This is a genomic window from Pseudomonas sp. WS 5412, from assembly GCF_012985615.1.
GTDB classification, from domain to species: Bacteria; Pseudomonadota; Gammaproteobacteria; order Pseudomonadales; family Pseudomonadaceae; genus Aquipseudomonas; species Aquipseudomonas shahriarae.
This window is the reverse complement of the sequence record NZ_JAARMB010000019.1, coordinates 84,930-106,201: the sequence shown is the minus strand read 5'-3', so window position 1 is coordinate 106,201 and position 21,272 is coordinate 84,930. Positions and strand designations below refer to the sequence as shown.

The 21,272-nt window shown below is 59.7% G+C and carries 22 protein-coding genes and 2 pseudogenes; 10 read left to right on the top strand and 14 right to left on the bottom strand.

Annotated features, from left to right (window positions below; translation table 11 throughout):
• Nucleotides 1–9: 9 nt before the first annotated feature.
• The 6 genes and pseudogenes from HBR94_RS22225 to HBR94_RS22200 all read right to left on the bottom strand — a co-directional run bounded on the left by HBR94_RS22225 (nucleotide 10) and on the right by HBR94_RS22200 (nucleotide 7,093).
• Nucleotides 10–909, bottom strand: a complete 900-nt coding sequence (locus HBR94_RS22225; RefSeq protein ID WP_057958761.1) for a DMT family transporter — start codon at nucleotides 907–909, stop codon at nucleotides 10–12.
• Between the two features lie 118 nt (nucleotides 910–1,027).
• Nucleotides 1,028–3,595 carry a TonB-dependent receptor gene (locus HBR94_RS22220; RefSeq protein WP_170045550.1) on the bottom strand — a complete coding sequence of 856 codons (2,568 nt, stop codon included), beginning with the start codon at nucleotides 3,593–3,595 and terminating at the stop codon, nucleotides 1,028–1,030.
• Nucleotides 3,596–3,713: 118 nt separating this feature from the next.
• Nucleotides 3,714–4,682, bottom strand: a complete 969-nt coding sequence (locus HBR94_RS22215; protein WP_170045549.1) for a FecR domain-containing protein — start codon at nucleotides 4,680–4,682, stop codon at nucleotides 3,714–3,716.
• A pseudogene (locus HBR94_RS22210) lies at nucleotides 4,679–5,217 on the bottom strand (RNA polymerase sigma factor). Before HBR94_RS22210 ends, HBR94_RS22215 begins: the two are co-directional and overlap by 4 nt.
• A gap of 180 nt (nucleotides 5,218–5,397) precedes the next feature.
• Nucleotides 5,398–6,285 carry a dihydrodipicolinate synthase family protein gene (locus HBR94_RS22205; RefSeq protein ID WP_057958764.1) on the bottom strand — a complete coding sequence of 296 codons (888 nt, stop codon included), beginning with the start codon at nucleotides 6,283–6,285 and terminating at the stop codon, nucleotides 5,398–5,400.
• Nucleotides 6,286–6,310: 25 nt separating this feature from the next.
• Nucleotides 6,311–7,093, bottom strand: coding sequence for an aldolase (locus HBR94_RS22200; RefSeq protein ID WP_057439765.1), 783 nt, complete (start codon nucleotides 7,091–7,093; stop codon nucleotides 6,311–6,313).
• A 157-nt stretch (nucleotides 7,094–7,250) separates the two neighbouring features.
• On the opposite strand from HBR94_RS22200, the gene HBR94_RS22195 reads away from it, so the two are divergent.
• Nucleotides 7,251–7,778 (top strand): XRE family transcriptional regulator, encoded by a 528-nt coding sequence (locus HBR94_RS22195; RefSeq protein ID WP_057439764.1) that lies wholly within the window; start codon nucleotides 7,251–7,253, stop codon nucleotides 7,776–7,778.
• A 122-nt stretch (nucleotides 7,779–7,900) separates the two neighbouring features.
• On the opposite strand, the gene HBR94_RS22190 is transcribed toward HBR94_RS22195, so the two are convergent.
• On the bottom strand, nucleotides 7,901–8,917 hold the full coding sequence (locus tag HBR94_RS22190; protein WP_057439763.1) for a DUF4917 family protein: 1,017 nt from the start codon (nucleotides 8,915–8,917) through the stop codon (nucleotides 7,901–7,903).
• A gap of 126 nt (nucleotides 8,918–9,043) precedes the next feature.
• On the opposite strand from HBR94_RS22190, the gene yiaY reads away from it, so the two are divergent.
• Nucleotides 9,044–10,192, top strand: coding sequence for an L-threonine dehydrogenase (gene yiaY / locus HBR94_RS22185; RefSeq protein WP_057439762.1), 1,149 nt, complete (start codon nucleotides 9,044–9,046; stop codon nucleotides 10,190–10,192).
• On the opposite strand, the gene HBR94_RS22180 is transcribed toward yiaY, so the two are convergent.
• Entirely contained in the window at nucleotides 10,189–11,346 is a 1,158-nt protein-coding gene (locus HBR94_RS22180; RefSeq protein WP_057439761.1) for an MFS transporter, read from the bottom strand. The two genes, yiaY and HBR94_RS22180, sit on opposite strands and share 4 nt — an antisense overlap.
• 99 nt (nucleotides 11,347–11,445) lie before the next feature.
• Between HBR94_RS22180 and HBR94_RS22175 the strand changes: the two genes are divergently transcribed.
• Nucleotides 11,446–12,120, top strand: coding sequence for an NAD(P)H-binding protein (locus HBR94_RS22175; protein WP_170045548.1), 675 nt, complete (start codon nucleotides 11,446–11,448; stop codon nucleotides 12,118–12,120).
• Nucleotides 12,121–12,141: 21 nt separating this feature from the next.
• Nucleotides 12,142–12,617 (top strand): annotated as a pseudogene (locus HBR94_RS22170) (MFS transporter); the annotation flags it as partial.
• A gap of 4 nt (nucleotides 12,618–12,621) precedes the next feature.
• Here HBR94_RS22170 and HBR94_RS22165 read toward each other — a convergent pair.
• The gene (locus tag HBR94_RS22165) at nucleotides 12,622–13,110 is read right to left on the bottom strand and encodes a DMT family transporter (protein ID WP_057958768.1); all 489 of its coding nucleotides are present in this window, start codon (nucleotides 13,108–13,110) and stop codon (nucleotides 12,622–12,624) included.
• Nucleotides 13,111–13,178: 68 nt separating this feature from the next.
• Here HBR94_RS22165 and HBR94_RS22160 point away from each other — a divergent pair, with 68 nt between their 5' ends.
• The 4 genes from HBR94_RS22160 to HBR94_RS22145 all read left to right on the top strand — a co-directional run bounded on the left by HBR94_RS22160 (nucleotide 13,179) and on the right by HBR94_RS22145 (nucleotide 15,895).
• Entirely contained in the window at nucleotides 13,179–14,012 is an 834-nt protein-coding gene (locus HBR94_RS22160) for a LysR family transcriptional regulator (RefSeq protein ID WP_170045547.1), read from the top strand.
• Nucleotides 14,013–14,075: 63 nt separating this feature from the next.
• On the top strand, nucleotides 14,076–14,717 hold the full coding sequence (locus tag HBR94_RS22155; RefSeq protein WP_057439757.1) for a LysE family translocator: 642 nt from the start codon (nucleotides 14,076–14,078) through the stop codon (nucleotides 14,715–14,717).
• 118 nt (nucleotides 14,718–14,835) lie between these two features.
• Nucleotides 14,836–15,363 (top strand): DUF4142 domain-containing protein, encoded by a 528-nt coding sequence (locus HBR94_RS22150; RefSeq protein ID WP_057439756.1) that lies wholly within the window; start codon nucleotides 14,836–14,838, stop codon nucleotides 15,361–15,363.
• 385 nt (nucleotides 15,364–15,748) lie between these two features.
• Nucleotides 15,749–15,895 (top strand): hypothetical protein, encoded by a 147-nt coding sequence (locus tag HBR94_RS22145; RefSeq protein ID WP_162947704.1) that lies wholly within the window; start codon nucleotides 15,749–15,751, stop codon nucleotides 15,893–15,895.
• Between the two features lie 13 nt (nucleotides 15,896–15,908).
• Here HBR94_RS22145 and HBR94_RS22140 read toward each other — a convergent pair whose 3' ends face one another.
• The 3 genes from HBR94_RS22140 to HBR94_RS22130 form a co-directional block, all read right to left on the bottom strand.
• The gene (locus tag HBR94_RS22140) at nucleotides 15,909–16,409 is read right to left on the bottom strand and encodes a methylated-DNA--[protein]-cysteine S-methyltransferase (RefSeq protein ID WP_115127578.1); all 501 of its coding nucleotides are present in this window, start codon (nucleotides 16,407–16,409) and stop codon (nucleotides 15,909–15,911) included.
• Between the two features lie 96 nt (nucleotides 16,410–16,505).
• Nucleotides 16,506–16,916 (bottom strand): type II toxin-antitoxin system HicB family antitoxin, encoded by a 411-nt coding sequence (locus HBR94_RS22135; RefSeq protein ID WP_120732022.1) that lies wholly within the window; start codon nucleotides 16,914–16,916, stop codon nucleotides 16,506–16,508.
• Nucleotides 16,917–16,938: 22 nt separating this feature from the next.
• Complete coding sequence (locus HBR94_RS22130) at nucleotides 16,939–17,121, bottom strand: type II toxin-antitoxin system HicA family toxin (RefSeq protein WP_115127579.1); 183 nt, start codon at nucleotides 17,119–17,121, stop codon at nucleotides 16,939–16,941.
• A 1,217-nt stretch (nucleotides 17,122–18,338) separates the two neighbouring features.
• On the opposite strand from HBR94_RS22130, the gene HBR94_RS22125 reads away from it, so the two are divergent.
• Nucleotides 18,339–19,265 (top strand): DUF5655 domain-containing protein, encoded by a 927-nt coding sequence (locus tag HBR94_RS22125; RefSeq protein WP_169912332.1) that lies wholly within the window; start codon nucleotides 18,339–18,341, stop codon nucleotides 19,263–19,265.
• A gap of 64 nt (nucleotides 19,266–19,329) precedes the next feature.
• On the opposite strand, the gene HBR94_RS22120 is transcribed toward HBR94_RS22125, so the two are convergent.
• Entirely contained in the window at nucleotides 19,330–19,812 is a 483-nt protein-coding gene (locus HBR94_RS22120) for a helix-turn-helix transcriptional regulator (RefSeq protein WP_169912331.1), read from the bottom strand.
• A 173-nt stretch (nucleotides 19,813–19,985) separates the two neighbouring features.
• Here HBR94_RS22120 and HBR94_RS22115 point away from each other — a divergent pair, with 173 nt between their 5' ends.
• Entirely contained in the window at nucleotides 19,986–20,630 is a 645-nt protein-coding gene (locus HBR94_RS22115; protein WP_170045546.1) for a hypothetical protein, read from the top strand.
• Here HBR94_RS22115 and HBR94_RS22110 read toward each other — a convergent pair.
• Nucleotides 20,605–21,180, bottom strand: a complete 576-nt coding sequence (locus HBR94_RS22110) for a recombinase family protein (protein WP_170045545.1) — start codon at nucleotides 21,178–21,180, stop codon at nucleotides 20,605–20,607. The genes HBR94_RS22115 and HBR94_RS22110 overlap by 26 nt on opposite strands.
• Between the last annotated feature and the right edge of the window lie 92 nt (nucleotides 21,181–21,272).

The window sequence follows — 21,272 nt, the reverse complement described above, 5'->3', positions numbered from 1 at the left end:
CCTGCCACATTAGATTGCATTTACCTTGGGAGAGGGCGCCGGCTGCACGGCGGTCTTGCGGCCCAGCATCACCGTCACGATTACCCCGCAGGCAAACAGCCAGGTAATCGGTTCGATGTGCTCGCCAAAAAACAGCGCGGAAAAGGCGATGGTGAAAAAGATCTGCAGCAGTTGGATCTGGCTGACCCGCGCAATGCCGCCCATGGCCAGCCCGGCGTACCAGGCAAAGAACCCCAGGAACTGCGAGAACAACGAGACGTAGCCAAACGCCCACCAGGTGCGCGCCGAGATTGCGCCGTCGTGTTGCAGCGCCAGGTACGTCACCGGCCCGATCAATAGCGGCGTCGACAGCACCAGCGCCCAGCAGATCACCTGCCAGCCGCCCATTTCCTTGGCCAGTCGGCCGCCTTCGGCATAACCCAGGCCACCCACGGCAATCGCCCCGAGCATCAACAAGTCGCCGGCCTGGATGCTGCCGGCACCGCTGATCAATGCATACCCGAGCACCAACGCACTGCCCAGCGCCGCGCAGGCCCAGAAGGCCTTGGACGGACGCTCATGGGACAACCACGCCGCATACAGCGCCACGCACAGCGGTTGCAGGCCGTTGACCAGGGCGCCATGGGAGGCCGGCAGGGTTTGCATGGCCCAGGCCGACAGCACCGGGAAACCAAGGATCACCCCGGCAATCACCAGCGTCAGGCCGCGCACCTGGCGCCAGGTCGGCCAGGCTTCGCGGCGCCACAGCAACAGCAAGGCCGCCGGCACCGCCGCGAACAGCGCGCGGCCCAGGCCGTTGAGCAGCGGATGGATTTCCTGCACCACGATGCGGGTGAAGGGCAGGGTCAGGCTGAAGATAACGACGCCGAGCAGGCCGAGGGCCATGCCGGTGTTTTCGCGGGAGTTCATGGGGCGCGACCGGATTCAAATGGGCTAGAGGTTGATGCCCATCTAGCCACAAAGCCCGCAGGACGCGGGCTTACAGCTGGCTGCAGATTGAACCGTACAGTTCCTGCAGGCGCTGGGGTTAGAAGAACCGCGTCACGCTGATCTTGGCGTTGCGCCCGACGCTGGTGGCGCTGTCGCCACTCAAGGCTGGCATGTAGCTGCGGTTGAACAGGTTGTCGACGGTGAAGTTGACTTCGGTGCCTTTGAGGTACGCCTGTTGCGGCGTCCATTTGGCGAACAGGCCCTGGGTGTCGTAGCTGGCGTTGGGGTACTGGTCGTAGAAGCTGTCGCCGAAGCCGCTGTTCAGGCCGCCTGAGTATTTGTCGCTGGGCAGGCGATCGGTCTTGCGCACGAACTGACCTTGCCAACCCACCTGAGCGTCCCAGGCCGGAATCTTGGTGCCCAGCACGGCAACCCACTTGGCCGGTGGAATATCCCGGGCCCAGACGTGGATGTCGGTCGCCCATGGGTTGGTGTAGGGGTTTTCGCGTTTGCCGGTGGCCCACGAGTAACTCAGGGAGCCGAACAGATAAGTCGAGTCGTAGTAGCCCTCAAGCTCGAAGCCCTTGATGGTCATGCTGCCGACGTTGCGGTAGTTGGTCTTCGACGCCATATCGGTGCAGACCTCGGCGATGGAACCTTTGATGTAGTTCTGTTGCGCGCAGCCCAGGCCGGTGGCCTTGAAGATCTCGTCCTCGATCTTGTTGTGGAACAACGTGCTGCGCAGTTGCAGGCTGTCGCCGCTGGCGATCACGTTGGCGAAGCTGGTGACGTTACCCACGGTAATGGCGGTGATGCGTTCCGGGTCGAGGTTGCGGCTGGTGGAGGTGCGGCTGCCCAGGCCCTGGACTTCGTATTGCTCGTCGATCACCGGTGCGCGCCAGGTGCGGCTCCAGTTGGCGAACATCACCACGTCCGGGGTGACTTTCCAGAACACCGCCAGGCGCGGAGACCAGCCGGCATAGGTGCGGTCGCCGTAGTCATGGCCGTAGGCCGGATCGGGGTTGCTGTAGTACGGCGCATCGTTGGCTTTGCCACGGTTGAGCACGTGGTCATAACGCAGGGATGGGGTGATGGTCACGTCGCCCAGGGTGACCGCGTCCTGGATGTAGAACGCGTTGGTGTCGACCTTGCCGTGGGGCATGAACGCCGGCTGGAAATGCCCGTAGTTGTACTCAGGCGTGTCGTACTTGGCGCCGGGCATCCAGCTGTCGGTATCGCGGATGTGCTTGCGGATCTGCACCCCGGTGGTCAAGGCATGGTCCAGCAGGCCGGTGTTGAAGCGGCTGATGTTGCGCAGCTCCAGAATCTTGTCGGTGTAGGCGGTGTCCATCTTGCGCCCGCCGGTGGACAAGCCGACAACGGCCGTGGCATCGCGCTCGTCGGTCTGGTCGGTGTTGGACTCCGAGTAGCTGAGCTTCATGTCGATCAGCGGGTTATCCAGGGGGTGGTATTCGTACTTGCCCGACCACGTGGTATCGACGGTGTGGCGGTTGGCCAGATACCGTCTTACGGCAGCTTCGTAGCCATAGAGATCGATATCTTTCTGCTGCGGTGGCGATGGGTAGCTTCTGGACGAGAAGGGCGTCCAGCGTTCGCTGTTGGCCCGGGAGTAGGAGAAACCGAGGCTGTGTTCATCGGTGAGGTACATGTTCAGTTTGAACAGTTGACCGTCCACATCCTGGGCGCTGTTGGGCAGGCGCTGCGGGTTGATCGGGTAGCGCTTGCTGTCGTAGTCGCGCGCAGCGGCCAGCTTCAAATCGCCGCCGTCGCGCTGGGTCAGGTAGGCCAGGGCGTCGATGCGCCCGTCCTCGGTGCGGCCATACACGGCGCCGGTGTAGACCTGTTCGTGGTCGTTGCTGGCATACCCGTATTTGAGCATCGCACCGCTGTTGCGCCCGTCCTTGAGCAGGTCCGGTGCATCTTTGGTGACCATGTTGACCGTGCCGCCAAACCCGCCGTTACCGGTGAAGGCCGAGTGCGGGCCTTTTTCCACCTCGACGTTCTTGATCATCTCGGGCTCGATAAAGATGGTGCCTTGCTGATAGCGCTCGAATCCGCTTTTGGTGGCGCCATCGACGGTCATCGGCACGTCTTCGGCCTCGCCCATGCCGCGAATGTTGATGATCTGCCCGCCCGGTTTCATCGAACCGCCCATGGTCACCCCCGGCAGCGTCTGCACCAGGCTGGCGATGTTGTTGGGCTGCAGGCGGTCGATATCGGCCTGGGACAGGGTGGAGCGGCCGACGGTGCTGGCGTCGACCTGGTTACCGGTGCCGATCACGCTCAAGGCGTCCAGTTGTAAGCTGGCGCTGTTGGTGGTGCGGCTTTCTTCGGGGCGCACGACATAGGTGTTGCCCACTTTGATCAGGGTGAACGCGCCGGTATTGAGCAGGGTGCGGATCGCCACTTCGGGGGTGAAATCGCCGTTGAGCGCGGGCGCCTGGATATTTTTCAGCAGGTCTTCATCGAACAGCAGCTGGATTTTTGCTTGTTGCGCCACCTGGCTCAGGGACGTGGCCAAGGGTTGGGCCGGCAGTTGCAGGGTGAACGACTCGGCCTGGGCCGTGAGGCTGACGGCCAGGCAGGCGGCGATCAGTGTCGGTCGAACAAACAGGTGCTGGGCAAGGCAAGGCGCGCGAAACATGAAATCCCCCAAAGCGGCTAAATAGCCAAAAAAGGCATGCGTATCAAACGCAGACCGGAGGAAGACGCGGCAGCAAAAAAAATCCTCACATGCGAATGCAAAATATTCTCAAGTGGTGTTACTTGCGCGCTTCGATACGGATCTTGCCATCGCCCAGGGCCACGGTTTTCACCGGCAACAGGGCCGGCAGGGCACTGATCAGCGCGTCCGGGTCATTCACGTCGAGATTGCCAGAAACCTTCAACCGCGCCACCGCGCCATCGGCCAACACCACGGCCTTGGGCCGGTACAGACTCAACTCATCCAGCAGGCTGGCCAGTTCGCGGTTGCGAAAGGACAGGTGCCCGCTGCGCCAGTCGGCGACTTCGCCGGCGGCCACGGTTTGCTGCTGCACGGAGCCCTTGGCGTAGCTGTAGGTCGCCCGCTGCTGGGCGCCGAGCATAACGGCGCTGGCTTTCTGGTCAGGGGCGAAGGCGACCATCCCATGGGCCACGCTGACCACCAGTTGCTGCTGGCCGCGGCGCACATCAAAAGCGGTGCCCACCACCCGCACATCGGCCTCGCCTGCGCGCACGAACAGCGGCCGCTCCTTGTCGGGTGCCACCTCCAGGTACAACTGGCCCCGGTCCAGATGGATCACACGGCGATGGGCATCGAAGTCCACCCGCAACTGCGTGCTGGCATTGACGTACAAGGTGCTGCCGTCCGGCAGGTCCAGGGTGCGCATGCCTTTGTCCTGCGCCGCGATGTCGGTGTGATACAGCCCGCGCGGGGCCCCGAGGTTGCTGGCGAGCAAGGCGCAGACCAGCGCGGCTGCCACCGCCAGGGCGGGGCGCCAGGGCGCGGGTTTGCGGGCGGGCAAGGGCACGGGTTTGTTCAGTTGCTGCAACTCGCCGAGGTCGGCCCACAGCTGTTCGAATTCGGCGTAGGCGCGCGCATGGGCTGGCACGGCATGCCAGGCGGCGAAGGCCTTGCGCTCCTGCGTGTTGCCTTCGTTGCGATTGCGCGCAAACCAACTGGCAGCCTGGGTATCGATGCAGTCGTGCTCATCAATGTTGTGGCTGTCGCGGTTACTCAAGCGGGTCATTCTGGCTGCTCCTTGCCCGGTCTTTTTGAAGTCGCTGCTTGCAGTGCAGCAGGGCAAAGGCGATGTGCTTTTCCACCATGCTGATCGAAATACCCATGCGTTCGGCGATCTGCGCCTGGCTCAGGCCTTCGAAGCGGTGCAGCATAAGGGCTTCTCGCCTGCGGGGCGAGAGTTCGGCGAGGACTTCTTTCAACTGTTCCAGGCGTTGGAGGCGTTGGGCGGCGGCCAGGGGATCGTTTTGCTCGTCGCTGACAGGTTCGGCATCCCGTTCGGCCTGCTCGTGATGGACGCCGTGGCGCACCTTCTGTTTGCGCCAATGGTCGCGCAACAGGTTGCGCGCCATCTGAAACAGAAAGGCCCGTGGCTGCTCGACCTTGGCTCGGTCGCGGTAGTCCAGCCATTGGGTAAAGACATCCTGGGTCATGTCCGCCGCGTCGCTGGCGTTGTCCGTGCGTTTACGCAGGTAATGCAGGATATCTGCATAGAACCCGCGAAAGGCATCGGCCGACAGCGGGTCGGGCTTGAAACGAGGCATGGATATCCTTCTTGACGCAGCACGCTGCAGAAAAGTCGCGAATGATATCGAGAATTATTGCTATTTGTCTCCGTAAATTTAGCGATGCATGCATTCCCCTGTGGGAGCGGGCTTGCCCGCGATGGCGGTGTGTCTGGTCCACCGCTATCGCGGGCAAGCCCGCTCCCACGGGGTGGTGTTTTAGCTCAGCGAGGTCAGCAGCTTCTGCAACTGCGCCTGACCCGCCATGTCCAGTGGGAAAACCGGTAACCGTGGATCACCCACCTCCAGCCCGGTCAGGCGTAAACCGGCCTTGATCGTCGCTGGCAAGCCGCCCTTGAGGATGAAGTCCAGCACCGGCAACTGCCGATAGAACAGCTCCCGTGCCTGGTTCAGGTCATTGGCCAGTATCGCCTGGTACAGGTCCAGGTTGAGTTGCGGGATCAGGTTCGGTGCAGCCGTGCACCAACCCTTGGCACCGGCGGCGAACGCTTCCAGGGCCAGTGGGTTGCAGCCGTTGTAGAACGGCACCTGGCCTTCGCTCTGGCGGTACAGCTGGTGCATGCGCTGGATATCGCCGGTGCTCTCCTTGACCATCGTCACGTTGTCGACGCTGTGGACGATACGCAGGATCAGCTCCACCGACATATCCGTGCCGCTGGTGGCCGGGTTGTTGTAGAGCATGATCGGCACGCCGACGCTGTCGCCGATGGCCGCGTAGTGCGCAAGGATCTGCGCCTCACTGAGCTTCCAGTACGACGTCGGCAGCACCATCACCACATCGGCGCCTTCGGCTTCGGCAAAGCGTGCGCGGCGCACGGCCTTGGCGGTGGTCAGGTCGGATACGCTGACGATGGTCGGCACGCGCTTGGCGACCTTTTGAATGCTGTAGGCGCTGACGTCGTCCCACTCGGCGTCGCTCAGGTAAGCGCCTTCACCGGTGCTGCCCAACGGGGCAATGGCGTGGACGCCGCTGTCGATCAAGCGGTCGATGGATTGGCCCAGGGCGTCGAGGTCAACGGTGCTGCCGTCGGCGCTGAACGGGGTGATGGTGTAGCCGATGATGCCGTGAATAGTAGGGCTGGACATGGAATATCTCCGGTCGAAAAAGGCTTCAGTTCAGGCAATCGGCGTGTTGACGCAGGTTCTGCCGAGCGTAGTAGTTGAACGCGGCGCCGTGGCGCTTGGGCTTGGAGATCCAGTCATGGGCCTCGCGTCCCAACTGCGGCAGGATCGGCTTGATGGTCCCGGCGGCCATGGCCAGCAATTGCAACTTGGCCGCCCGTTCGATCAATTGCGCGATCACGCAGGCTTCTTCGATGGTGCTTCCGGTGGACAGCTGCCCGTGGTGCGACAGCAGGATGGCGCGCTTGTCGCCCAGGGCTTGGGTGATGATTTCGCCTTCTTCGTTACCCACCGGCACACCCGGCCAGGCTTCGAGGAACGCGCAGTCTTCATACAGCGGGCACAGGTCCATGTGCGACACCTGCAGCGGTACTTCGAGCATCGACAGCGCGGCGATGTGGGTGGGGTGGGTGTGGATGATGCAGTTCACATCCGGCCGGCCACGGTACACCCAGCTGTGAAAACGGTTGGCCGGGTTGGGCATGCCGTGGCCTTCCAACACTTCCAGGTCTTCGTTGACCAGCAGCAGGTTGCTGGCGGTGATTTCATCGAAACCCAGGCCCAGTTGCTGGGTGTAGTAGGTGCCAGGCTGTGGGCCACGGGCAGTAATCTGCCCGGCCAGGCCCGAGTCGTGGCCGTTCTCGAACAGAATACGGCAGGTCAGGGCCAGCTTTTGCCGGTCGGTCCACGTATTATCCGCCAGGGTACTTTGCATCTGGGTCAGCGCTTGCTTGACCAGTTGTTCTTTCGGGAGTGCTAATGTCTTGGCCATATCGGTGTCCTTTGGGTGGTTCAATGGACGTCGATTTGCTGGTTCCCGCTGCTCGCAAGGTCGTTGGGTTCTGCAAATGACACTAAAGAGGCTATATGACACTTTGTGTCATTGGCAAGCAATAATCATCGCATTCTGCTTGGATTAATCGCTGCGCATGTCTATCCGTTTGAAACTATTGAGAAAAAAACTCGGCGTCACCCTGGAGGCATTGGCCGAAAAATCCGGGATGACCAAGAGTTACCTGTCCAAGGTCGAGCGCGGCTTGAACACCCCGTCGATTGCCGCCGCGCTGAAACTGGCCAAGGCGTTGAACGTCAAGGTCGAGGAACTGTTCAGCGAAGACAGCGTCAGCCTCGACAGCTACAGCCTGGTGCGCAGCCACGAGCGGCCCGAGACCGCGCCGGGTTATGCAGTACTGGCCCATCAGGTCAGCGAGCGCAGCCTGCTGCCGTTCATCATTTATCCGCCGGCAGAATTCAGCGACAAGACCTTCAAGGAGCATTTGGGGGAAGAGTTTCTGTTTGTGCATGAAGGCCGGGTGGAAGTGGACTTCATGACCGAACGGGTACTGTTGGAGCGTGGCGATGCATTGCACTTCAACGCGCAAAAGCCCCATCGGATTCGCTCGGTGGGCGAGGTGCAGGCGCAGTTGCTGGTGGTGGTGCACAGCGCCGAGGAATAACGCCAACGCTGTGTTGGAACTCGGTCAATGTGGGAGCTGGCTTGCCTGCGATAGCGGTGTGGTTGATACACCGCCATCGCAGGCAAACCGGCTCCTACATTTGATCGCCTTCGTTAACCCGATCAGTGTTCGACAGGTACCGCCAGGGCTGGGTTGCCGAGCGCATGGCTGCGTGCCGCAAAGAACCTGAGCTCCACTTCCATCCCCTCAAACAGTGCGGCAAACCGGCGTTTCTGCTGTTGGATAAACCCGTCGCTGCGGCCAAACACCGAGATCGCCAGGGTCTTGATCTTCGACCGGCGAATTGCCTCCACCAAGTGCCCATCCTGTTCGCTCAGGTGATGGCCGAACAGGCACAACGCACCTTCCTGTCCCAGCAATTGCTCATAGCAGAACGACAGGTAATCCGAGCTGCGAATGCTCTTGAGCTTTTCGCTGCTGGGGCCTTCGTTGATAAACAGCGGCACATCGTCGAGGGTCTTGATCGTGTTGTTGATCGCAAAGCTGCTCAGCAACGTGCTGTCGGTGGAGGCCAGCTTGCGCGCCGAACCATCCAGGTTGCGTACCAGGTGCAGGCCGCCGTGCAGGTACAGAATGCGCGTCGCGGTGGTTGCGGTATCGCGCAAGTCAAAGCGTGATTCGGCGCCGCGAAACAGGTCGTCGATACCCGGCGTATGCAGGATCGACCAGTAATTGAGCAGGTCGTAATTGCTGGTGAACACTGTCTTGTAGCTCGCCAGTTCCTGGTTGATGGTCACCAGGGTCGACGGCTGTACCAGGCGCCACGGGATATGCACGGCGTGGATGGTATTGATCAGCGCTTCCTTGATCGCGTAGTAACGATTGCGCGGCGCGGCGGAGCTGACGGCCAGGGCCTTGTTGACGCGGCTGGTGGTTTTCAGGGCGCCCAGCACCTGCTCGAAGCTGCGGGTCTGCATTGCGTCAAACACGCTCAGTTCGGAAGCGCTCAAGGGCTTTTCTTCCACGGTGCGTGCGTTTTCAAACAGCGAGTCGTAGGCAAAGTCTTCCCATACTGTGCGACTGGCGCCGTTGCCGATCAGGATGGCGTCGAAGGCGATGCTGTTGCGCAGTGCGTTCCAGTCTTCAAGGGTGGCGTCGATATCCTGGAAATCCTTCATTGCGGCGGGTCTACTCAAAAACGGCTGGGCGGTGACTTTATCACGGGCGGGCGTTGATCTTGGTCAAGATGCCGCAGGCGGGTGAGGTTGATGCTGTAGGAATCAACGCATCCCCGAGGATTCATCATGAGCAGCACGTTCTTCATTCCCGCCGTCAACATCATGGGCATCGACTGCCTCGACGAAGCCATGAACGCGATCCGTAACTATGGTTTTCGCAAGGCCCTGATTGTCACCGACGCCGGCCTGGCCAAGGCGGGCGTGGCCAGGATGATTGCCGAGAAACTGGCAATGCAGGACATCGACTCAGTGATTTACGACGGCGCCAAGCCCAACCCCAATGTGGAGAACGTCGAGAACGGCCTGGCGTTGTTGCAGCAAAGTGCCTGCGATTTCGTGGTGTCGCTGGGCGGCGGCTCGCCCCATGACTGCGCCAAGGGCATTGCCCTGTGTGCCACCAATGGCGGGCATATCGGCGACTACGAAGGTGTCGACCAATCGAGCAAGCCACAGCTGCCCCTAGTGGCGATCAACACCACCGCCGGCACCGCCAGCGAAATGACCCGTTTCTGCATCATCACCGACGAAACCCGCCACGTGAAAATGGCCATCGTCGACCGTAACGTCACGCCGCTGCTGTCGGTCAACGATCCTGCACTGATGGTCGCCATGCCCAAGGGCCTGACCGCCGCCACCGGCATGGACGCGCTGACCCACGCCATCGAAGCCTATGTGTCCACGGCCGCCAACCCGATCACCGACGCGTGCGCGATCAAGGCTATCGAGCTGATCAGCGCCAACCTGCGCCTGGCCGTGCGCGACGGCAGCGATATGGCGGCCCGGGAAAACATGGCCTACGCGCAGTTTCTCGCCGGCATGGCCTTCAACAACGCCTCCCTGGGGTTTGTCCACGCCATGGCCCACCAGTTGGGCGGCCTCTACGACTTGCCCCACGGCGTATGCAACGCGGTGCTGTTGCCCCACGTGCAAAGCTTCAACGCCAGCGTCAGCGCGGCGCGCCTGAGCGACGTCGGCCGCGCCCTTGGGGTGGATAACAAACACGCCAGCCCGGAAGAGGGCGCCCAGGCGGCCATCGCGGCGATCCGCTGCCTGTCCCAGGACGTCGATATCCCGGCCGGCCTGCGTGAGCTGGGCGCCAAGCTGCAGGACATCCCGCTGCTGGCCACCAACGCCCTTAAGGACGCGTGCGGCCTGACCAACCCACGGCGGGCGGACCAGCGTCAGATTGAGGAGATTTTCCGTAGCGCGTTTTAATCCGCCCTGGAACGGGCGACGCACCACAGTGCGCCGCCCGCCAGAGCTACACATAGCGCCGCCAATGGCCACACTTGCTGACTGACCAGCAAGCTGGCCACACCCCCTATCAGCGCCGCCAGCAACTGGTGCAAAAAGCCACTTAGGGCCATGGCGTACGAGCCGCTTATCGGAGAGTGATCGTTGGCCAAGGACAGACTGATGGGGTAACTCATCGACTGCCCGAACACCGCCACGCAATACGGCAGCCACAGCAGCCAGGCCCAATCGCTGGCGAACCAGCCAGCGAGCAACATCACCGAGCTGCCGCCCATCACCAATGTCACACCCCATGTCATCATCGGCAGGCGCCCGCTGCGGGCAACCCAGCGATTGACCATCAGTGCGCCCGCCAGATAGGCCGCGCTGATCGGCCAGCCGAGCAGCCCGTACTGCGCGGCAGTCCACTCGAAGCGACCCTGCAGAATCAGCGGAGCGCAGGTGTTGAACGCAATGATCACGCCATACCCCAATCCGCCCGCCAACGCCGCTCGGAGAAACGCCGGGTGTTGCAAAATCATGCGGTAGATACGCCACGCAGAAACCTGTCCATCGGCTTTCATCCGCGCCGGAAACGCCACCCCTTGCAGTACGCCAATCAGCCCGATTGCCGCCAACGCCAGGCCATAGAAGATCGCCTCCCAACCAAACGCCACTTGCAATACTGAGCCAATGAACTGGCCGATGCCCAGGGCGATCACGAAGGTCATGCCCAGCCACGACAGCCCCTTGGCCAACAATGCACCGCTGAAACTGTCGCGCACCAACACCCGAGCCATCACCGAAACGCCACCGGCGCCCAGGCCCTGGGCAAACCGTAGCGACAGAAACGTCTCGATGTTGTGAGCCAAGGGGATGGCGGCACTGGCCACTGCATACAGGGCCAATGCCGCCAGCAATACCGGCTTCCTGCCCAGGCGCTCACCCAGGCTGCCCCATAGCAGCATGGGCAGCGCCATGCCTACCAGATACACCGCCAAGGCGAGCGAAGCTTGAGCCTCCAGGGCCTGCAGCGCTTGGGAAATGGCCGGGACTGCGGGAAGGTAAATGCTGATGCCAACCTGGGACAGGAAGGCGGTGCAGCAGGCAATGGCGAGGGTTGTGGTGCTCTTCAAGGGGGCGAGTTCCTTTCTGAACGCTAAATTTCAGGCGCAAAGCTACAAGCTGTTAGTGTATTTGTCTTTAGCTTGAAACTTGCCACTGAGGCCTCCCTGATGAGAGTTCTGCTATTCGGCGCCACCGGCATGGTCGGCCAGGGCGTGTTGCGTGAGTGTCTGCTGGCCGCTGATGTGCAGGAAGTGGTGGCGGTGGGGCGCACGGCGTTGACCCAGGAGCATGGCAAGCTGCACCAGGTGTTGCATGCCGATATGTTCGACTTCCAGCCCCTTGAGCATTTGCTGCAGGGCTTTGATGCCTGTCTGTTTTGCCTGGGGGGGTCGTCGGTGGGCGTGGATGAAGCCACCTACACCCGGCAGACCTACGACCTGACCCTGGTCGCCGCCAGTACCCTGGCGCGGCTCAATCCGCAGATGACGTTTGTGTACGTGTCCGGTGCCGGCACCGATAGTTCCGAGCAGCGCAAGGTGATGTGGGCGCGGGTCAAGGGCAAGACCGAGAACGCCTTGCTGCGCCTGCCGTTCAAGGCGGTGTATCTGTTCCGGCCGGGGATCATTCAGCCGTTGCATGGCGTGCGTTCGAAAACCGCGCTCTACCAGACGATCTACAACCTGATCGGGCCGCCGCTGTCCCTGGTCCGGCGCATGCGGCCAGCCTGGGTGGTGAGTACCGAGACCGTGGGCCGGGCGATGCTCGCGGTGGTCCGGCATGGCGCTCCGCAAGCGGTGATTGAGCCTGCGCAGATCCATCGCCTGGCTGCCGAGCGTTTGTAATGCTCTCGAAAAGCCTGATCCGTCGCCTGGCGCCTGATGCCGTTGATCATGGTGTGTTATCTGTTTGCCTTTTTTGATCGCATCAATATCAGCTTCGCCAAGTTCCAGTTGCAGGCTGACCTGGGTTTGAGTAACACCGCCTACGGTTTGGGCGCAGGGCTGTTTGTGATCGGATATGTGATCTTCGAAGTCCCGAGCAACATGATGTTGTACAAGGTCGGCGCCCGGCGTTGGATTGCCCGGATCATGGTGTCCTGGGGGCTGGCGACGGCCGCGATGGTGTTTGTGACGGCCGAGTGGCAGTTCTATGCATTGCGCTGATCAATACGTTGGGCCAACTCGGTGGCATCGTCAGCCCGGTAATGGTCGGGCGCATCAAGGACATCACGGGCAGCACGACCCCGGCGCTGTATGTGATTGGCGTGTGTGCATTGATTGCGGCGGCGCTGCTGCTATGGGGCTTGCCGCATAAGTTGCGCACCTCCGACAAGCGCTGACGACTCAGCTCACGCCAGCCAATGCCTTGGCCGGCGCGCTGCTGAACTGAATCAACACCACCCCGCCAATCAACATCAGCACCCCAAGCAAGCGGGGGGCGGTCAGTTGCCGCTCCACCAGACCAAACAGGCCGAAGTGGTCGAGCAACAATGACGCGAGGATTTGCCCGGCCATGGCCAGGGCGATAAACCCCGAGGCCCCGAGCTTGGGCAGCAAGACCAGGGCCAGGGAGATAAAGCACACGCCGAATGCGCCGCCGGTCCACATCCATAGCGGCGCCTTGGTGATAAAGCCGAGGCTTGGCAGCGGCAGCCGTAACGCCAGGATCACCGGCAATAACACCAGAATACTCACCAGCAGCGAGGCCAGGGTCGCCCACAACGGATGCCCGAGGCCGCGCCCGAGGTTGGCGTTGATTGCGCTTTGAAACGGCACCACCGCCCCGGCAATCACCGCCAGCAGTAACAAGCCCAACCAATGCAACGTGGTCATGATCAATCTCCAAAAGGTTTTACTGGACTCTACGGTATTCGTCGCGCAGATTTAAATTCCAAGTTCTTATGCCGAACATGCATGCCATGAATGATCTGCGCCGTGTTGACCTTAACCTACTGGTGATCCTCGACGCGTTGCTCAGCGAGCAGCACGTCACCCGCGCTGCCGAGCGCCTGCACCTGAGCCAGCCGGCGGTCAGCCATGCGCTGGGGCGCTTGCGTGATTTGTTGGGCGACCCGTTGCTGGTGCGCCAAGGCGGCGGCCTGGTCGCCACCGCTCGCGCGCTGGAACTGGCGGCGCCGCTGGCTGATGCCTTGGTCCAGGTCCAGTCGTTGCTGGCGCCGAACCGTTTTGATCCGGCGTCGGCCAGGCGCACCTTTCGCCTGGCCATGTCCGATTACGGCGCGGCTCTCTTGTTGCCTGGGCTGGTGCGGGCGCTGCGCGAGCAGGCGCCGGGGATTGACTTGGCCATCACCCACGCCAGTCGCGAAGGCATGCAGGAAGGGGTGCTCAGTGGGGAGATCGACCTGGCCGCCGGCGTGTTTCCCGACCTGCCGACCTACCTGGCACGGCCCCATGTGCTACTGGAAATGCGCGGCAGCGGCACCCCGGAAATCGAGCGGGCGCTGACCGCGATCCGCGAGCGACGGCACGTGGCGATCAGCCTGCCGCATTGGGGCATCGCGCCGCAGTTGATCCAGGGCACTGACCTGATCCTTACCGTGTCCTCCCAAGGGCTGCTGAACATCGACTCGCGGCACTTGCTGGTGGTGCCGCCGCCGTTTCATATCCCATCCTTCGGTTTTGTACTGGCCTGGCATAAACGCCGCGCGGGGGATGGCGCCTTGCAGTGGCTGATCACCCAAGTGCAAGACGTGTTGGCCAAACGTGCGGCCTAGCATTGCAGTGCCCGGTGGATTGTGCACAATCGACGCGCCCCCTCTTTTCTGAGCGTGTTACCCATGACTTCATCATTGCTGTTTGCCGTCATCGCCTCGGGCTTTATCTATGGCATCACGCCGGGCCCCGGGGTGCTGGCGGTATTTGGCATTGGTGCGGCACGCGGCCGTCGGGCCGGCGCGGGTTTTCTGTGTGGGCACCTGCTGGGCGATGTGCTGTGGTGCAGCACCGCGTTGGTGGCGATTGTTGGCGCCCGGGAGATCGGTAGCAGCGCGTTTGATGTGCTGGGTGTGCTCAGTGCCCTTTACCTGTTCTGGCTCGGCATCCGTGCTATTCGCACCCGCAACCGCAGCGGGGACGCGCCTCAGGGGGCGGCGCGCCAACCGTTCTGGCACGGCATTCTGTTTGGCCTGACCAACCCCAAGGCGTATCCGGTGGCCGTGGCCACGTTCACCGCACTCCTGTCGAGCCGGGCCGAGCTGCTGACCTGGAGCATGCTGCCGTGGTTGATTGTCCTGAGCTTTGTAGGCGGCCTGCTGGCTTACGGGATCCTCATCGGCGTCGTGGGTGCGCGGCAGGTGCGTACGGTGTATCAGCGTCATGAAGTGTTGATCACCAAGCTGTGCGGGGTGATGTTTATCGGCTTCGCGATCAATGCCCTGGCCCATGCGTTGCCGGGCTTGCTGGGCAGTAAAACGTCCTGAGTACCGACGACCGTTCGTCGCACCAGCAAGTTTTTTCTAAACCTTTGCCGCCCTGAAAATTCAGATTCAGGGCGGGGCTCGTTCCCCGGCATGTATTTATTACCTGGAGGAACCCATCATGAGCCGCATGGCTATCCGGTTACGCACCGCCACTTTCGCGATGCTGCTGGGCCTCGGCGCCAGCAATGCTTTTGCCCAAGGCCCCGCCGAATTTATCGAGCAAGCCTCGGCCAAGGGCATGGCCGATATCGAAACCAGCCGCATGGCCCACGCCAAGACCTCGTCTCAGGAAATCAAGGACTACACCATCGAGGTCATCAACGAACGCACCCTTGCCAATCAACATTTGGCGGCCATTGCGAAAAAACTCGACTTGCCGGTGGCGCCTCGCGACCAGATCGTCGACAAGGCTGAAACCTTGATGCCTGAGCTGACCGATGGCGACTCCTTTGACGCCGCCTACACGGCTCAGCAGGTCAAGGCCAACGAAGATGCAATCGCGTTGTTCAAGCAGGAAGGTGCTGCTTCGGATATCCCTGAGATAAAGGCATTGGTCGACGAAACCCTGCCCAAGCTGGAAACCCGCCTGGAAAAAGCCCGGGCGCTGGCTTCGTCCTACAGCAAGAGCCGCAACAGCGACGGTTGATCGCGGGCTTTACCAGGAAACGGCGGTTGGAGCTGATCCAACCGCCGTTTTTTTACGCCTGGTTCAGGTCGGTCTTGCCTGGGGCCGCCGCCGTGCCGTCGCCGCCGAGGTTGACGGTATGGCGCTCGCCCAAGGTACGGTATTCGCTGCGCAGTTTTTCCAGGGCTTTGAAGTCCAGGCCATCGAGGCTTCATGGCGATGCTCCAGGTAAGTGCTGATGAAAGTACTGACCGTGGCGGCACGCTGAAATTTCTTTTTACAATTGTTGACCTACATGAATTCGGTCGGGCCGTGCAACCGTTGGGCAGGTGCGGGGTGCAGGCATCGAACCCTGCTTGTGCAGGCTGGTCACTGTTTCATCACCCCGTTGAATGGAAGCGCGATCATGAGCCTCTCTCGTACTCTCTGCCTGGCCTGCTGCCTGGTGCTGTTGCAAGGCTGTTTCGACAGCTCTGACAATGAAACCCAGGACAACACCGACGGCAGCAAATCCTCGGTGCAAATGAAGGATTCCAAGGCTGATCAGCCCTAGCGCTACGTGGCTTTCAGAACAATGACCTTGTGACCCCGCCATCCTCGAGGGTCAGCAAGTACTGCTTGGCTTCAAGCCCGCCGGCAAACCCGGTGAGGCCGCCCGCAGCACCAATCACCCGATGGCAGGGCGCGACGATCGAAATAGGATTGCGCCCGTTCGCCGCCCCCACCGCGCGCACAGCCTTGGGGTTGCCGATCTGTTGGGCGATCTGGCTGTAGCTGCGGGTTTCACCGAAGGGAATAGTCAGCAGCGCACCCCAGACTTTTTTCTGGAACTCGGTGCCGTCAAAGTCCAGTTCCAGCTCGAAGCACTCGCGGGTGCCGGCAAAATACTCGTTCAACTGCCGCTCGGCCTCCAGCAGCACCGCGCTGTGGTTGACTTCCACCAGCTCGCCCAGGCGCACACGGTTGGCGCGCTCGGCCTCCCACAATATGGCGGCGAGCTTGCCGTTGCGGGCAACCAGGGTCAGTTGGCCGACGGGGGAGGGCATGAGTTTGTATTCACACGGCATGAGCGGGCTCCTTGTTGAGTGGATCGTTTATCGCCTGCACTTTAGCGCTCGTCGCGGGTGGCTGAACTACGTTTCTTGCGCTCAAATTCGGCGATGTTATCGCTCCTGTTGCAGCACCTTCAGCGCTGCCGATGCCAGGAACCCCGAACGACTTTTTTCTTCCGGGTGGTGCAGCACGTACTCATCAATGCGGTTGAGCAAGTAGCCAGGCAGCGTGATGTTGAGTTTTTGCGCCTTGCCCAGGTACTTGGTTACATCAATATCCACCACCGCCCAGGTACAGCCGGCGTACAGGGGGTTGGCTGCGTGCAGCGTGACCTTTTGTGCGCTGGGAATGGGCGCGCCCTCTTCGGCCAGCAGCTCAAAATGGCCTTCTATGGCTTCCCGTGCCATGGCCATGGCGTCGTCCAGGTCATCACCGGCAGAGAAGCAGCCAGGGATGTCAGGGACTTCTACGCCCCAGGCGTGGTGATCGTCGCCGGTTGAAATTGCAATCGGATACAGCATGTTCTTGTCCTCCAGGTACGCTTCAAGCGAGCAGAGCTTGTTTCAAGATGCTCTTGGCGGTCTTGTCCAACAGATGCTTCTTGGGGTGGGGAATGGTCACCAGCCCAGGCTTGGCAGGGTGTTTAAAATGATGATGGCTGCCCCTGACGCGCACCAGGTACCAGCCATCAGCCACGATATGGCCTATCAAATATCGGCTATCCACATCACCTCCTTGTGGTGTGTTGGTGGTGACTATAACTACTAAATAAAAATTATCAACACTCTACCCACCAACAAAAGAGGGCAGGCGGTGCAAGAAGTTTATGGGGGCGGGGCGAGGCTGCTGGATGAAGGTATTGCGGGGTTTTACTGATAAATCCCAGGCACAAAAAAACCGGCTTCAGGAGCCGGTTTTTTATTCATCCTCCATCAAGGTCAAGCTGATGGGGGAGGACAATCTGAGTGGAGCGGGTAGAGGGAATCGAACCCAAACCCATATGTCACGTAAGCCATTGATATTTAGGATATTTGGAGGGAGATTGTAGGAGCTGTTTGTAGGAGAGGGAATAGGGCATTTGTCGCTTACCGCAGCTCATCGCGAAGCCCACAGATTGGAGGTCCTAGGATCGAGTGGGGGAGCAAGAGGTATTGAGGCCATTGTTTTCTTGCTCCCGGCGTCAATCCTTATAGTTAGCTAGGCAGGGGCTCGGAGAAAGGCAAGACAGAGCCGAATAGGTGTTGATTCAAAATGTCTTCCTTGGTATACATATTCACTCACTCAATGCTCTATCGGGCTCCTTACGTTCGGGCATTGTTTTAAAGCCGTGCAGCCATGGCGGACCCTAGAAGCTTGCGACACAGGGGTTATCGGAGGAGATGCCGTAAGGCAGCTGAGACCGAGTCGAGCGCAACATCATGAGAAACCTTAGACGCCTTATCATGATGAATGTGAAAGCTCAGCTACAGACGTCAGAGACTCTAAACGGAAGGTATCGCCTCCGATGGATTCAAGGTTGATTCCCTAGCCTGCTCACCAGTGAGTGGGTAGGGGGAAATACAACCTTCTCTACCAGAAGGTCCATAACATCAAAAGCTACACGTCAACATCGTGTGGCTTTTTTGTTTTTAATGTTTCTGCTACTGCTCTTCGATGAAATCGGCTGTAACCACCGGAATACAAGCGCTGTAGCCCAAACGCGAAGACAGTAACGCAACAAAACGCTACTGTAACGCAACAGAATCTGATGAATTGTGTTGCGTTAGACTCCCACCGGTGCAACTAGCGCTTTTTTTGGCTCCTAGCTTCCCCAGCGCAGTTGAATCCACAGAACAAATATCAACGGTCAACGACTCATTATTGTGACGCGGCGGCTTCATGGACGCATCTGGTCGGTCTCGATCCCGGCTAAGGTTGATCAAAAACAAAGAGGAAAAGGCCGTATGAGTGATATCCAACTGTTCCGTTTGAGTTCCACAGACGGAGCCAGCGAGCTGCCTGCCCGCGCAGTCGCGATGGAAAAGCAATTGCAAAACCTGATGGAAGCGCAGATGGAGTGCTTTCTCGGGGTGCGATTTCTTGCCAGCGAATACGGCACTGGCAAGACCCATAAGGGCCGCATCGATTCACTCGGATTAGACGAAAACGGCTGCCCGGTAATCATCGAATATAAGCGTCACAGTAACGAGAATGTGATTAACCAGGGCCTATTTTACCTGGACTGGCTACTCGACCACCAAGCCGAGTTCCGCTGGCTGGTGATGGAAAAGCTCGGTAAAGACGCTGCTGAGCAAATTGAGTGGAGCGGCACGCGCCTGCTATGCATTGCTGCCGACTTCACCCGCTACGACCAACACGCGGTGCAACTAATCCAACGCAATATTGAGTTGATTCGCTACAAGTTGTTTGGCGATGACTTGTTGCTACTGGAGCTAGTCAATGCGGTAAGTGTGACCAACGCCGTTACTTTGACCAAGGTGGACGAGGTTGAGCAAGGTAAGTCGGTAGTTTTAGGGCGGGATAGGACATGGCAAGAACAGTTGACTCAGGCACCGGAGGAGATTGAGGCCCTCTATGAGCAAACCACCAGCTACCTGCACTCTCTCGGCGACGATGTTCAGGAAAAACCGCTGAAGCTCTATGTTGCCTTCCGCCGCTTAAAGAATTTTGCCTGCGTGGTGATCCAGCCCAAGCGCTTGCTAGTGATGCTTAAGCTCAGTCCTGATTCACTGGCGCTGGAAGCAGGCTTCAGCCGCGATGTGCGCAGTATCGGCCATTGGGGCACCGGCGACCTAGAGCTGAGTCTGCGCAGTGTTTCGGACCTGGAAAAAGCTAAAGTGCTGATCGAGCGTAGCTACCAGGAGAATTAGATGCTGGCTGGAATCCCGCATGGAAAGGCGGCGCTGGCAAATGAGTCTGACTCCGGATCTGCGGTTACCTTGACTTGCCTTTAGGCTTCTCAGCCTTTCCCCATCTCACAGCAGATACTAACCCCCAGTTCCCGCTTTCGTTGGGACGCCGCCATCGTGCAACCGGCATCGTCCGGAGATACCTCAGTGCTTCTTCGAACGAGCTGAAGCGCTGCTCGGCATACTTGTCGCCCACCCGGAATGACCCATCTCTTGGGCTAGCAAGTCCTCGATGAAAGCAGCTGTCGTCAGAAGCAAATGGAACCTCTACGGCTTCGTATAACGCTGCTGGTTCGACGATCTCAAAGAACGCGCTCACATCTACACCCAGAGCGTCTGCAAGCCCTTCTATAGCATCTAGGGAGGGGTTCGCCATACCGCGTTCGATGCGACTCATGTAACTGCGGGCGATGGAGGCATGGTCCGCAAATGCTTCTTGGCTGAGCCCGGAGGCAAGTCTCAATTCTTTGACTCGCAAACCGAACCGCTCTCGTAATGGAATTTTCATTCCCTAAATGTCGCTGCGATGTAAACTAAACGGCCACGCTCTATTCGGAACATTTCAAACCTAATAGGGCTTCTTAGCAGATACTGCTAAGGCGGAATTACAGGCGCGGTTCTCTACCTGCGTGCTTTGTAAAAGCATGTTGGGACGCGGAAACCATAAAAAGGACGTGTGCGATGCAGTTTTTAATGAAGCTCATGGGGTGTATCGGGATTGTGTTTGCGATAACGCAAGGAGTTACCCGGTGTTCGGGAGGCAACGAAAAGGCTAGGGTCGCTGTTAGATACGTGGTCAACGAAACCCCACAAACGGGCGACCTACAAACGAAAGAAAATATTGCGCCTGAAACACTGCCTGGGGATGAAAACCTGACAAAGGTCGAGGAGGACTCTGAGTGCTACAGCGGTGTTTCCCCTAAGCTCAGAGCTCTGATCGACGACATCCATGCCTGCGCTCTTGAAAACGCTCTAGGCAACCACGACAGCTCAGCCCTTAAAATTATTCCCGCCCGGGGCTACAAAAATGGCGTTGCGGGAGTCTTCAAGAAGTATCGCTTGCACGTTAACCAGAATGCCGATGTAAGTTGCCGAGACGAGCCTTGGCCAGATACGGGCGCCGCTGGTTGCAAGGTGGGTTTCTACGTCAGCCGTATCAGGGCATCGAATAAATATTCAGATTTGGCAGGTTGGACTGCGGTCTGGTTTCGAGGAGTCAATGACGCTTCATTTCGACCTGTCAGCCCATTTGCAGAACACATATCGACAGTCAATGACTCCATACTGCGTGTCGGTGGTCTTATGGATATGTCGGATCGGCCTTGACCCCGGCTATCGTAGCCCTTGAGACCGCGTATTTTCGCGCAAGGGCGCTTATGCTGGCGCCCTCAGCTACAGACCTCAAAATATCAGATCGATGCTCTGGCGTGATTTTAGAAGGTCGACCAAGTTTCTTCCCCTCGGCCTTTGCTCGCGTCAGTCCGGCTTGCGTCCGCTCTATCAACAGATCTCTTTCCATCTCCGCTACTGCCGCCAGCATCGACAGCAAAAGCTTGCCTGCGGGGGAGGTCAGGTCCGTTGAGCCCAACTGGTGGACCACAACCTTGATGTTCCTTGCCCCAAGATTGCGGACGGTCTGAAGCACATCAATTGCATCCCGGCCAAGTCGGTCCAGCTTGGCGACCAGCAAGGTTTCGCCGTCTCGAATCTTGGTTAGCAACTCTTTGAACGCCGGTCGCTGGCTGGAAGCTGATTTACCGCTGATGGTATCTGCGAACCAATAGTCAATCGACCAGCCGGCGTTGGTGAGCTCCAGACGCTGATTCTCAGTGTCCTGAAGAACGGTTGATACGCGTCCGTATGCAAAAGTGGCCATCTGCTATTTTCTCCTGTAGGAATACGGTGTCGAAAATAGGATGGCCTGTCAGAAAAGCCAAGGCTATTTTCCTGTCAGGGACGCAAGGTGAT